Source organism: Spirosoma daeguense (assembly GCF_054776875.1).
Genome location: NZ_BAAHBF010000003.1, coordinates 533,693 through 546,766, shown reverse-complemented (window position 1 = coordinate 546,766; position 13,074 = coordinate 533,693). Strand labels below are relative to the sequence as shown.

Sequence of the window (13,074 nt, the reverse complement as noted above, 5' to 3'; positions counted from 1 at the left end):
TTGTAAAGTGTGCGTACGTTGGCAAAGCTCCTATTCAGGAACTCTACAATCATACAACTTTACAACTCCATAACTAATCTTAGTTGCCACGCATGGCTGTCAGCATGCTGCCATAAACGTTATTCAGTGAAGCCAGATTACCTGTCAATTTTGCCAGTTCGTTTTTGAACTGTTGCGTATCACGGCTTGCGTCACTCATGTTTTCCATAGCGGCTGTAAGACTGCCATAGAATGCATTCATTGCTTTAAGGTGCTTGTTCGTATCTTGTAATTCAAGTTCATAAACGGCGTTCAGCGCACCCATATTTTTAGTTACTTTCTGGAATTGGTCGCGATAGTCTTTTGCATCGGTCGTGGCATCAGCCATCGAATTCATTGCCGTGATAGCCGTACCATATGACTTATTCATCTCACCAATTGAACCAGCCGCCGATTTTACGTTCCGTGCATAATCGTTGGTAGCTACTGTAGCGTCAGTCAAATCACTCAGTTTTGATACGGTATCATTCAGGTTACGGAAACCGGAGCCCAAGCGCTCAAACACGTCAGGAGTAACTTTTGCCTGCGCCAACATCTGATCCATATTGGCAGTCAGGCCATTTGGCTGAGCGGCAGGTTTCCGCGCTTCACCTTTAAAATCATCAGCTAATTCAGGATAAACTCGTTCCCAGGCGTAATCACTAGCTGCTGTTGTTGGATTTGTAAAGCTTTGAACAGCGTACAAGGCGAAGATAACAACCTCGGTCAGCAGACCAACTGTTAACATAAAACCAAACTGCTCATTGTGTGTAATCTTAGCCCATGCGCCGAAAATAACGACGGCTGCACCAGCACTATAAATTGTAGGAACTAAGCGATCCCAAAAGAAACTCTCTGACTGTTTTGCTGCCATGATAAGCGATTGTTGGTTGGAATAGGGAACTATGTATGGGTAATGGTCAAAAATCAGGCATAGATGCCGTCTCAGAATGAAACGATTCATCTATGCCTGATTATTATACTTTCTTCGCTGATTTTTTGCTGCTTTTACTTTTGCTACCACCTACCTTGCCACCACGTGCCGTAGCGGTACGTCCGTCGAGGTTATCCATTACACAACGGAAACCGATGTATGAACGTTTCTGGTCTTCATATTCGTAATAGCGTGTACCTGTTTCGAGGTAGTAGGCAATATCTTTCCAAGAGCCACCCCGAACCACTTTGCGAGGTTCATCAGCGTTCTGGTTATCTGGGTTCATATCCCACACAATAGCATTTGAGTTGTCAGCGTAAGCATCGCGACACCACTCTGCCGCATTACCAGCCATATTGTATAAGCCATAGTCGTTAGGGCTATAAGCTGTTGCTGGTGCTGTATATGGGTAGCCGTCAGCATCAAAGTTACCACGTTGTGGTTTGAAGTTAGCTAAGTAGCAACCTTTTCCATTTGCTACGTAGGGGTTACCCCAAGGGTATTTGGCACCGTTTTTACCACCGCGTGCGGCCCATTCCCATTCGGCTTCTGATGGTAACCGGAAACGGGGGGAGTTGAACTGGCCTTCTTTTGTCCGGAAATCATTATACAAATTTGTACGCCACTGGCTAAAATGCTGTGCGCCTTTCCAGCTGACACCTACTACTGGATACGTATCAAAAGCTGGGTGAGAGAAATAGTACTCCAGCATCGGATCACCATTGTGATAGGTAAAGTCATTTTTCCAAACTGTTGTGTCAGGATAATATTTCGACATAATTTCTTCTTCGCCCAGCGTCGAAACTGAGTCAGCCAGAAGTGCATTTACATACTGCCGATATTCATGGTTCGAAATTTCGGCATCGTCCATGTAGAATGAACTGATGGTCACCTGCCGGTTCATGTTAATCTGAGTGGCTGCTACGTCTTCATCAGCCTGCCCCATGATAAACGAACCCGATGGAATCAGTACCATACCATAAGGCGTAGTTTGCGAGTAGCCTTTACGTTTCGTGGCGGTAATTTCACCATTCGTAACGCCTACTTCGCCATTTTTACCTCCCTTGCCGCCAAATTTCGACTTTAGAAAGCCGCAACCTTGCATAAGCAATACCACTGCAGCTACCATCACTACCCGGGTTGCGTTGACTATTAACCAGTTATACTTCATCATTGTAGAACTTTTACCTTCTTCTTGTGCGAGATCAGACTAAAAACGAAAATCTGTTTGGTTATTGTATGTATATGCTCGTTCCAATTTATTTTCTGTTCGGTATTCTTTATAACTCTTATTTTGAGCATAGCCCGAACCGTCATTAATCGTCAAAACAGCCTATCTCCCAAAAATAACATTCTTATGCCAAACACTCTAACAACAATATTGCCAAAATATTTAACGGTATACACCCCTTCAGAGAACTATACAATTTTTTATTAAATTAGTACCTAAAACGTGGGGTGCGTATAATAGGTTTTTTTCTGGCATCGATAGCTGGCAGCGCATACGATACCATTAGCTCATGTGATGTTGGGCTCTTTACCTGCCCCGTAACGATATCCAGACAGTAGCCCACACGTAATGCATTATTACGCATAAGGTTTACGCCTACTGTAGCCATTATCGCATCCTGATAACGATACCCCAGCCCTGCCCAAATCCGATTGTCATATGTACCAGTCAAATTAACCGTTACGTTTCCCTGACTGGGTGTTGTATATTGAACCAGTATAGACGGCTGTATGTCAATATTATATCCTAACCCGAGTCGGTAACCTGCCGACAAATACATGTTTCGATTCAGCGGGTTAGTTGACCGATCTGTCCCAACAGTGTAAGTTGCCTGGTTGATATGGTTCATACTTACACCGATCCAGTAATCCGTTGTGTTATAATAAATACCAGCTCCAAAATCAGGCCTTGCCTGGCTAATTGTACCCGTAGGAATAAGCGGATCGCCTGCCTCTCCGGGCCGTAATTGGCCGTAATTGTATCCTTTACTGAACAACCCTGCCTGTAAGCCAACTGCCAACGTACCGTTTTTAAGTGTCATTCGATAAGCATAAGAAAGTTGTACAGCCTGATTAATAACAGCCCCGAGCTTATCATTCAGTGCATAGATGCCAATACCTGATTTTATTTTATCAAGAGGCATATTAAATGACAACAACTGCGTACTCTGTGCTCCATCATCATTACTGCCAATTGCCTGATAACCCAGATACTGAGTCCGATGAGTAAGTTGTAGTCTGGATACGCCCTCCGATCCAGCTCCTGCCGGGTTATAATAAACCGGATTGTACATATACAAACTAAATTGTGGGTCCTGCTGAGCCAAGGCTGATGGGATAGCAATGGTAAGCAGGAAGGCGTAAACGTAGAGTGTGCGAATCATACTAATACAACAGGATTCGGAATTGCTGGTTATGAACAAACACAGCTTTTTTACTATCGGGTCACAGTTTACAAGTAAACGCTGATAAGGCCAAATTATTGGTATATAAATAAAGACTGAATGCCAGTAATGAGCTATAAAACTCACCTCTGGCATTCAACACATAAGTATTATTTACTAAATTAATTGTTGGCCTTTTTTATGTACAACTCCAGCGCCCCGGTCATAGAAGGTGCATTGGGTAAAGGAGCTTCAATATCCAGAGTCAATCCAGCCTCCACAATAGCTTTAGCCGTTGTAGGACCAAATGCTGCTAATCGTGTACCATTCTGAGCAAAATCTGGGAAATTGCTCAATAAGGAACTAACACCAGAGGGGCTGAAGAAAGCAATAATATCATAACTACGGATATCCAAATCAGATAAGTCAGTAGGTACGGTTTCATACATGACAGCCTCCGTCAGGTGCAGTCCGCTCGTATCCATAAACTCTGGAATATCATTTCCACGGATATTTGAGCAGGGGAAAAGGAATTTCTCTGTCTTATGTTTTTTGATTAAATCAAAAAGCTCAACAGCCGTTTTCGTACCGCTAAATATTTTACGCTTCCGAATAACAATATACTTCTGTAAGTAATTGGCTGTCAGCTCCGAAATACAGAAATATTTCATATCGGCAGGCACCTCGATACGTCCTTCCTGACAAATCCGGAAAAAGTGATCGATGGCATTACGGCTGGTAAATATAATGGCCGTATGCCCTAGGATATTAATTTTTTGACGACGAAAATCTTTAAATGATACGCCTTGAATCTGGATGAAGGGTCGGAAATCAATCTGGACGTTGTATTTGCTGACTAAATCAAAATACGGAGACTTTTCGTCGGCAGGTCGGGATTGGGTTACTAACAACCGGTTCACCTTAGTAAGCCGGTTTTCGGCAAGATGCATGCTGGGCTCGTTCATTGAATCTCTACTCGGGGTCAATCGTTAGGTTGTGGGATGAAGCCGGTAGATATATCAGAAACTGCCAGAACCAACAGTTTGTTACCATAGCTATCTAACTTCAGACCATCAACTTCTTATCACAGCGCAAAACGCAAACCAATGATAAGCGGGATCAATTCGACAATGCAAAGGTACGAAAATAAATAGAGATTTTTGATAGGCTCCTGACTACGTATCACGACGTAGAGAAGCGCCAGGCGAGCTACATAAAAGACCGTAAGAAGAAAAATCAGCAAACTTGCCGGCCATTCGACTAGAGGCAGGTTATAAGCTACTATGGCCAATAAGATTGTTAGAAAGGAAAAAAACAACAGAGATGCCTGCAGGATTTTGAAATAATGAACGTAAACAATACCCTGTAGTTTATAGAGTCCGCCGATGACTTCAAGACTTATGTATTTGCCCATCAGGCTAAAGAACGCGGCCGTGCTAAGCAGGAAAAACTCACCAATCAGCCAACCCAGATTGGTTTCTCCTAACAATAGCCTCCGCGATGCAAATACGTCCAGATTTCGGCTTTGCACAAAGATGATCAGGTAAGCAATCACAAAACTAAGATTCAGCACGAATAGTGTATTAGTACCACTGAGTGGCCTATTAATCAGAAAAGATTCTTCCTGCGCTCGCAATGAGAGTAAATCGCGTAGGCTATAGAACCGAAGAAAAGCTCGGTGATATAGTGAATACAGAAACGCATGGGAGGCTAACAAAAACAATAAACCTAAGCCCAGAAAATTCGCATAAACAGTCTGTGGACGAGGCCGAACACTCAAATTATCGTCACGTAGTACCACTTGCTTTTGCGTAGTCGACTTTGGGTAACCAATAAATAGTTGTTTACCATCAATGCCGGGGGCACCGTAAATAGTCAGAAAAATCTCGGGCTGACGATATAATCGATACAGGCTATCGATACGTAGTATCTGCCACTGATTAGCAACCAGTTTTCGTTTTAGAGCGGCATTGATAAATAGATAGCCGTCTTCTTTTGTTGAAATCAACAGGCTGTAATTCCGGTTACTTTCGAGGTCGATATAAGCACTTAGGGCAATCTGGTCGGCATGTTGCTCAACAATGTACGGAATATAGGCTTTTGCTCCTTCGTCATATACCTGAAAATCCTCCCGAAAATCATGTACAGGGTAATAACGTCCATCTGGGCCAGTTCCTACGTTTCGCGTCTGGGCCGTAACACTGGAAAATAAAAAGAGTGAAAGAGTGAAAGAGCAAAAGAGCGTCGCGATCGTTTTGATACACCACCCCTGCTTTTTCACTCTTTCACTATTTTGTTCTTTCACTCTTTCGCTTTTTTTATTTTCCTAAAGCTTTCAGCATTGTATCACCGATCAGAGCAGGCGATTCAACTACATGAATGCCACATTCACGCATGATGGCCATCTTAGCAGCGGCTGTATCATCAGCACCGCCTACGATAGCCCCAGCGTGGCCCATCCGACGACCTTTTGGAGCCGTTTGGCCAGCAATAAACCCAACAACAGGTTTCCGATTTCCGTCAGCTTTTATCCAGTGAGCTGCTTCAGCTTCCATACCGCCACCGATTTCACCAATCATAACGATAGCTTCGGTTTCGGGGTCATTCATTAATAATTCAACAGCCTGTTTGGTCGTCGTACCAATAATCGGGTCGCCACCAATACCGATAGCAGTCGATTGGCCCAAACCTGCTTTGGTTAACTGGTCAACAGCTTCGTACGTTAACGTTCCCGACTTCGAAACAATGCCAATTGTACCTTTTTTGAAAATAAAGCCCGGCATGATACCTACTTTACATTCTTCGGCCGTCATAACACCTGGGCAGTTTGGCCCAATAAGGCGTACATCTTTGTCGGTCAGGTAATTTTTCACACCAACCATATCCTCCGTTGGTATCCCTTCCGTAATGCAAATGATAACCTTGATGCCTGCCTCAGCGGCTTCCATAATGGCATCGGCAGCAAATGCAGGTGGAACAAAAATAATGGACACATTAGCTCCGGCCTGGTCAACAGCTTGCTGAACGGTGTTAAACACCGGCCGGTCGAGGTGTGTTTGCCCACCTTTACCGGGCGTAACGCCCCCAACTACGTTGGTGCCATATTCAATCATTTGCTGGGCATGAAAACTGCCTTCCGAGCCGGTAAAGCCCTGGACGATAACTTTGGAGTCTTTGTTTACTAAAACACTCATGACGGTTTTGGAAATCGTTGGCGATACGGTTTTAAAGAGGAAAGACGAGCAGATAGTTGAAAAAAGGCATTCGAGTCAACGTTTATCTTTCTTCTTTCGTCTAACCACGTTACTTCTCATAAAAAGTTGGGCAAAAGTAGCCGAAACTTCGTAAATTACGTGATGATTTTTTCACACATCCTTTCCGGCTCTATTTTGGCCGGTGCGGGCGTTGGCGTATTCTGGCATTTTTTCGGACGTATTTCCTTTTTTAACCGCCTATTATGGGGGTTTTTCCTGCTTACTACTTCGTTGGCGGCACTGATTAGCGTTATTCATTTTGCAGGAAATGAATCGCTTGAGCCTTTGCGCCAATCCATGGTTGTTCTTTCCAATACGTTAGGTGTTGTTTGCGTGGTTACTGCCGTGTATGCACTTCTTAATCTGCGGACCCTTTCACTGGTCACATTCGTTACCACTGTTTTATTCGGTTTATTCCTGTTTATCAGCCTCTTACTCCCCGATGTGCGCGTTTTTACACCAATTGTTCCCTCACTGGGAATTCTGGTACTGATGCTGTTGGCGGTATTTTCACTACTGCAACGTAATAAACGGGGGTTGTGGGTTGTAATGGCAGCTATGGCAATGGGACTTGCCACAAAAGCCGATGCCTTCAAGAGCCTTATTCATCCAACCGATTTTTATCATTATGCCACTACGTTATCCTTGTGGTTTTTCGGAAAAGCAGCCGAATGGCGTACATCTATTCGGTAGTCAACGATACGTAGTAAAACCCGTTTCCCCAGAAATTTCTCCAGCTACCTAACCAATTCCCTGCTCAAGCGGTTATTCACCTGCATTATTCTTTTGAGACCTAAATACAGTGAATTTATCGCAACCCGAATACGACCTCGTTCAGACAGCCCGTGCTGCCCGACTCATTTATAGCAACGATACCACGCCCGGTATCAGTCGGCAAGCAAATGGTGCTACGTTCTCCTATGTTGACACGAAGGGAAATAAAATCCATGACGACGAAACGTTGAATCGTATTCGTGGGCTTGCCCTACCTCCTGCCTGGCAAAACGTCTGGATTAGCTCAAAAGCCAATAGCCATTTACAGGCAACCGGCATCGATACCAAAAATCGAAAACAATATCGATATCATCCAAAATGGAATGCTATTCGGAGTGAAACAAAATTCTTCCGGATGGCGGCTTTCGGTAAAGCCCTGCCGTTGCTACGCAAGCAACTTCATAAAGATCTGAATCAGCGCTCATTATCACGCAATAAAGTAATTGCTATTGCCTTATCTGTAATGGAACAGACGCTGATTCGAATTGGCAACGCGGCTTACGAAAAGGATTATGGGTCTTACGGCCTGACCACCTTGAAAGACCGTCATGTTAAGCTAAATGGACAGGAGCTACGTTTTAGTTTCAAAGGCAAAAAAGGTATTTATCATGACATCGCGCTCCACGACCGACGGCTGGCAAAACTAGTTAAAGCCTGTCGTGACATTCCGGGTAAAGAATTGTTTCAATATTTCGATGAAAACGGAGAACGGCATCCTATTGATTCAGGGATGGTTAATGACTATCTGCACGAAACAATGGGAAGCGATTTTTCGGCCAAAGATTTTCGAACCTGGGCCGGAACCGTCAATGCATTACGTCTACTTGTTGAACTAGAACCCTGCGAGAGTGAAAAACAATCGAAGAAGAATGTGAATACAGTGCTCGATCAGGTGGCGCATCAATTAGGAAATACACGTACCGTTTGCCGAAAACACTACGTTCATCCGCAACTGTTAGAAGCCTACGAATGTCATGATTTGAATCCGTATATTCAACGTAGCAATCGTTATCGAAAAACCAGCCCGCATGGTCTCGACGGTGTAGAGAAATTATTACTGACTTTCCTGAACGATCAGGTAAAAAAGTCAGTAAAAAAAGTGGCTAAAGCAACGTAACAACGTTTACTGCTCCGTTTTAACCCAACTATCATGTTCACAGTTTAGACAAACCGGATGCTGCTCATTCCCAAACGTTTGTACATTACCGCATACGCAGCAGGCATACGTACCGGGTTGCTTTATAGTTTTTACAGCCATCTTCAACGCGTTTGGCAGAACTGGTAAGCCAGCGCGTTTTTCAGATGTTTCGAATGAAAAAATGCTAACCTCACCCGTTGGCTCGCGAATAGCGTATTGGACTTCTCCCAAGTGACGAATTCCCGATAGACGTAGCATCGTAAACAACTCATCCTGTGTTATATCTTCGTCTTTGAAGTTATTGATCAGAATACAGCCATTTTCGATCACATAAATCGGCTTGCCCTCCAGCACTTCCCGTACTGGGCGGTTTTTATCGGATAATGTTGTGATTAGTTTATAGCAAATTATCATGACCGCAAAGACCACAACCGCAGAAGCCAGTGGTACGTCATGATAAAACATTGGGTCGCCTGCCGCCGAACCCAAGCCAATCACCAAAACAAGCTCAAATACTGATAATTGACTGATTTGCCGCTTTCCTGAAATTTTCAAGGCTATCAGCAGAATCAGGAACATGAATATGGTTCGAAGCGCTACTTCGCCCAGATATAGCCAAGGGAAATCATCGAGCAGTATGCGCTCCCAATCGAACGGTTCAACCGGTTCTTTCATAGTTTCTGTCGGTATATAAACAGGCTTGAAATCTGGCGGTTATTTCGTTTCTGGGGCGTTATTTTTCCGAATCTTCATCCCACGATTTTCGGCCCATTCTTCGGCTTTTGACGTAGCAATGGCAATAGCGCGGTCATCGGGGGCACCGTCGGCAAGAAGGGCATTAGCGATTTCGATGGCCTTGTTCCGAACGGGGGCCATAAAATACTTCAGCGAATTAGGATAGTCTGTTTTTGACCAGGGCATGTTGGTTGAGCAGTTAATACGTTTCAGCAATAACTGGCTCAACCAATAAGTGTTTACAAACCTAGCTCCTGCGAGATAGTACTGCTAAGCCGAAGTAACTCAATTTCACCCGCTTTAGCGTTGTACTCGGCTTCGATCAGGCGCGTCTGTGCGTTGATGGCGTTACGTTGCACATCCCGGAATTCAACAAACGTTGAGTTTCCAATTCTGTACCGGTCATAGGCAATTTCTACGTTCTGATTCGCCAGTTGGTTATTTTGAACCTCCAGATTAAGTAGCTTCAAGCTGTTCTGATAGTTATGATACGTCTGTGTCACAGCCGACTGCAACTGAAGACGTAAATCGTTTTCCTGATTTTGCGCAATCATTGTGTTAACCTTTGCATTCTGGATCTGCCGCTTCAGATTGTAGCCATTGAAAATCGGGATAGACGCTACTACGCCATAGGTTACGGCACTGGTACGTCCGGTAGCAACCCCAAAACCGCCTTGGTTATCAATAAATTGATAGTTATATCCTGTTTGTGCTGTAACCAGCGGGAGTTGTTGGGCTTTAGCCAGCTCGACGTTCAAATCAACCACGCTACGGTTCAACACCAGCGAAGCTAATTGCGGGTTGTTGGTCGACATCGACTGCTGTAACGGAGCCAGTTGCAGATCAACTCGGGCAACGATGGTATCACGCACTGAAAACTCCGTTTGCGGATCGCGTACCAATAGCGTATTCAGGATGATTTTAGCATTTCGTAATGACTGCTCCTGCGACAGCAAGGCCGCACTATCCGTATTATAATCGACCTGAGCACTCAAAAAATCAACTTTCGAGCGCGTTCCTACTTCATAGTTTGCTCTGGCCAGCTCAAGCCGCTCGCGCGAAATATCGAGCGCCTGACTGAACGCGATTAAGCGCTGTAACTGACGTACTACGTCATAATAGCTGGTTGCGATGCCAGCAATCGTGGCCTCAACGTTAGCCCGTGTGTTCACCGTGCTGATTTGAAGCAACTGCTGAAGCTGCGTGTAAAAAGTTCGACGAGCAAACCCGTTAAAAACAGTATAATTCAGGTTAACCCCCACGTTGGAGTTTCGGTTAAAAATACCTTTTACTTCCTGCGGAGGGCGAATGTTATCAATAAACGTTTGTCGAAAGCTTTGTAAGCTTCCGTTCGAGTTCAAATTTCCTGTAAAAACGGGCAGGTAACCAGCATTCCCTTTGGTGTAATTGTTTCGGGCTATCTCTTCCTGCGAACGATTGATTCTAATCTGATAGTTTTTATCAATTGCCTGTTGAACAGCCTGTTGTAAAGTCAGTAATTCACCAGGTTGCGGAATTGTAGCGACTGTAAAAGTACGTTGCTGAGCACGTTGAATGGCATTGGGCGTTTGTTGAGCGAAGACCGAAAGAGGCAGGCAAGCTAGAGTGAGCCAGTGGCTGAGTTTCATTGAATTAATGTTATCAAAAACAACTACAACAAAAGTAAGGGAATCTGCGATAAGCACATCAGTTTATCAGCCTTTCATTTATCTTGCATTTTTCTTCCCGAACACCATGAAACGTATAGCATTACTGCTTTCTACTCTTTCGCTGCTTATATCTGGTTGCTCATCAAAAAAAAAGGCGGATTTGCTCGTTACCAATGCCACGATCTATACCGCTGATTCGAGCTTTTCAACCGCCGATGCTTTTGTTATAAAAGATGGTAAATTTCTGGCCGTTGGTTCGTCGAAAACCTTAGCCGAAGAATATGATGCCGAAACCAAAACTGATCTGGATGGACTCCCTGTTTATCCGGGTTTTTACGACCCACATGCGCACTTTCTGGGCTTGGGTCAGGTTCTCGATCAGGCCGATTTAGTTGGTGCTACGTCGTATGATGAAGTGATTCAACGTTTAAAAGATTTCTACAAAGCCCATCCCAACGTAGAGTGGCTTTCGGGACGGGGATGGGATCAGAACGACTGGCCTGAAAAAACCTTTCCGACAAAAGAAAAACTCGATGCCGCGTTTCCCGACGTTCCAGTTGCGTTGATGCGTATAGATGGACATGCATTGGTCGTAAATTCCAAAGCCCTTCGGTTAGCAAACATAACGGCCGGTTCTCAATTGGCTGGCGGAGAAGTGGTATTGCAAAACGGCGAACCTACCGGCGTATTGGTAGATAACGCCATGCAACTCATCAGACGCGTACTTCCCCGACCCGATGCCGCCGATAAAACCCGAATGCTGATTAATGCGCAAAAAATGTGTGTTGCCTTAGGACTGACCACTGTTTCAGACGCAGGTATCAATCCCGATGAAATCAACCTGATCGATAGTCTGCAACGTATCGGTAAGCTTAAAATCCGGGATTATGCCATGATCAGTCTCGGCGAGACGAATATGAATTATTTTCTCCAGCGCGGCCCTTTCCAAACCGACCGCCTGACAGTACGTTCGTTTAAGCTTTATGCCGATGGTGCACTCGGTTCGCGGGGTGCCTGTCTGCGCCAGCCCTATAGCGACCGCCCTGAAACCAGCGGATTTCTTCTATTAAGCCCATCTGAGTTGGAGCGTGTTACGAAACTGCTGTATAATTCGAAATTTCAGGCAAATACCCACTGCATTGGCGATTCGGCCAATCATCTGATGCTCGATTTATATGGCAAGTTACTTATCGAGAAAAACGACCGGCGTTGGCGCATTGAACACGCGCAGGTTGTATCGCCTGATGACGTAGCGAAATTCGGGAAATACTCCATCATTCCGTCTGTCCAACCTACACACGCTACGTCAGATATGTATTGGGCAGCCGATCGTCTGGGAGCTACACGAGTGAAAAGTGCTTATGCGTTTAATGACTTGATGAAGCAAAATGGACTCATTACGTTCGGAAGCGATTTCCCCGTCGAAGCCGTAAATCCGATCTTCGGCTTTCACGCAGCCGTAGCCCGACAGGATGCCAAAAATTATCCGGCTGGCGGCTTTCAGATGGAAAACTCCGTCGACCGTAAATCAGCCTTGTTAGCGATGACGCGTTGGGCGGCTTACGCTTGCTTCGAAGATCATTTACGCGGTTGCATCGCTCCTGGCAAACAAGCTGATTTCGTGGTTCTTGACCGCGACATTATGACTGTTCCGAATGAACAAATTCGCCAGACTGTGGTAAAACAAACATGGATTGGTGGCGAACGGGTACATTAACTCACCGACAGAATCTGATACGTCTGTTGGTTAAACGTAACGGTATCGCCCGCTTTTCGGCCCGACAACGATGTAGCAATCGGCGAAGCGGGCGATACAGCAAAATAATCCTTTCCAGAGAAGGTTAATTTACCCGCACTGATACTAATATAAAACGTACCACGATTGGTAATAACCATACTTCCGGGTTGAGCTGTTTCGTAGATTTTATCAACCGCCAGTCGGTTTAAATCCTGCTGGAGTTTTAGTGCCTCTCCTAACAATTGGGCGTTTCGGTCGCGTTCGAGTTGCGCCATTGCTCGGCCTGTTTCGTATTTATCTCCAGCACTACTTTTGGACTCTGAATTGGCCGCTTCCTGAGCCGCTTCCATAGCCATACGAGCTGTGTTGATACGTTGCTGTACGTAGGTTTGACAAAGGCTAAAAAGTGTCTGCTTAATTTGTAAATCGTTATCAGTCACG

The 13,074-nt window shown here is 44.8% G+C and carries 13 protein-coding genes; 3 read left to right on the top strand and 10 right to left on the bottom strand.

Translation table 11 applies throughout. The annotated features are described in order from the left end of the window. Positions 1 to 79: 79 nt before the first annotated feature. The 6 genes from porL to sucD form a co-directional block, all read right to left on the bottom strand. A complete protein-coding gene (gene porL / locus ACYVD4_RS11370; protein ID WP_460945564.1) occupies positions 80 to 892 on the bottom strand; it encodes a type IX secretion system motor protein PorL/GldL in 813 nt (270 codons plus the stop codon). Positions 893 to 995: 103 nt separating this feature from the next. Next, positions 996 to 2,126 carry a T9SS ring complex lipoprotein PorK/GldK gene (porK, locus tag ACYVD4_RS11365; protein ID WP_460945562.1) on the bottom strand — a complete coding sequence of 377 codons (1,131 nt, stop codon included), beginning with the start codon at positions 2,124 to 2,126 and terminating at the stop codon, positions 996 to 998. A gap of 265 nt (positions 2,127 to 2,391) precedes the next feature. Further along, on the bottom strand, positions 2,392 to 3,345 hold the full coding sequence (locus tag ACYVD4_RS11360; protein WP_460945560.1) for a PorP/SprF family type IX secretion system membrane protein: 954 nt from the start codon (positions 3,343 to 3,345) through the stop codon (positions 2,392 to 2,394). Positions 3,346 to 3,527: 182 nt separating this feature from the next. Further along, positions 3,528 to 4,310, bottom strand: coding sequence for a uroporphyrinogen-III synthase (locus ACYVD4_RS11355; protein WP_460945557.1), 783 nt, complete (start codon positions 4,308 to 4,310; stop codon positions 3,528 to 3,530). A gap of 119 nt (positions 4,311 to 4,429) precedes the next feature. Then, positions 4,430 to 5,650: a DUF4271 domain-containing protein gene (locus ACYVD4_RS11350; RefSeq protein ID WP_460945555.1), complete on the bottom strand. Its 1,221-nt coding sequence runs from the start codon at positions 5,648 to 5,650 to the stop codon at positions 4,430 to 4,432. Positions 5,651 to 5,663: 13 nt separating this feature from the next. Beyond that, positions 5,664 to 6,539, bottom strand: a complete 876-nt coding sequence (gene sucD / locus ACYVD4_RS11345; RefSeq protein ID WP_460945553.1) for a succinate--CoA ligase subunit alpha — start codon at positions 6,537 to 6,539, stop codon at positions 5,664 to 5,666. A gap of 162 nt (positions 6,540 to 6,701) precedes the next feature. Here sucD and ACYVD4_RS11340 point away from each other — a divergent pair, with 162 nt between their 5' ends. Both ACYVD4_RS11340 and ACYVD4_RS11335 read left to right on the top strand, forming a co-directional pair. After that, positions 6,702 to 7,292 (top strand): DUF6962 family protein, encoded by a 591-nt coding sequence (locus ACYVD4_RS11340; RefSeq protein ID WP_460946213.1) that lies wholly within the window; start codon positions 6,702 to 6,704, stop codon positions 7,290 to 7,292. Positions 7,293 to 7,401: 109 nt separating this feature from the next. After that, the gene (locus ACYVD4_RS11335; protein ID WP_460945551.1) at positions 7,402 to 8,490 is read left to right on the top strand and encodes a DNA topoisomerase IB; all 1,089 of its coding nucleotides are present in this window, start codon (positions 7,402 to 7,404) and stop codon (positions 8,488 to 8,490) included. Between the two features lie 6 nt (positions 8,491 to 8,496). Here the strand turns inward: ACYVD4_RS11335 and ACYVD4_RS11330 are convergent, their stop codons facing one another. The 3 genes from ACYVD4_RS11330 to ACYVD4_RS11320 are packed head-to-tail and all read right to left on the bottom strand — an operon-like array spanning position 8,497 to position 10,874. After that, the gene (locus tag ACYVD4_RS11330; RefSeq protein WP_460945549.1) at positions 8,497 to 9,186 is read right to left on the bottom strand and encodes a DUF421 domain-containing protein; all 690 of its coding nucleotides are present in this window, start codon (positions 9,184 to 9,186) and stop codon (positions 8,497 to 8,499) included. A 39-nt stretch (positions 9,187 to 9,225) separates the two neighbouring features. Beyond that, on the bottom strand, positions 9,226 to 9,432 hold the full coding sequence (locus ACYVD4_RS11325) for a DUF2188 domain-containing protein (protein ID WP_460945547.1): 207 nt from the start codon (positions 9,430 to 9,432) through the stop codon (positions 9,226 to 9,228). 53 nt (positions 9,433 to 9,485) lie between these two features. Next, positions 9,486 to 10,874 (bottom strand): TolC family protein, encoded by a 1,389-nt coding sequence (locus tag ACYVD4_RS11320; protein ID WP_460945545.1) that lies wholly within the window; start codon positions 10,872 to 10,874, stop codon positions 9,486 to 9,488. Between the two features lie 106 nt (positions 10,875 to 10,980). On the opposite strand from ACYVD4_RS11320, the gene ACYVD4_RS11315 reads away from it, so the two are divergent. Further along, entirely contained in the window at positions 10,981 to 12,612 is a 1,632-nt protein-coding gene (locus ACYVD4_RS11315) for an amidohydrolase (protein WP_460945543.1), read from the top strand. On the opposite strand, the gene ACYVD4_RS11310 is transcribed toward ACYVD4_RS11315, so the two are convergent. Next, positions 12,609 to 13,073 carry a 3-oxoacyl-ACP synthase gene (locus ACYVD4_RS11310; RefSeq protein ID WP_460945541.1) on the bottom strand — a complete coding sequence of 155 codons (465 nt, stop codon included), beginning with the start codon at positions 13,071 to 13,073 and terminating at the stop codon, positions 12,609 to 12,611. The genes ACYVD4_RS11315 and ACYVD4_RS11310 overlap by 4 nt on opposite strands. Position 13,074: the final 1 nt, after the last annotated feature.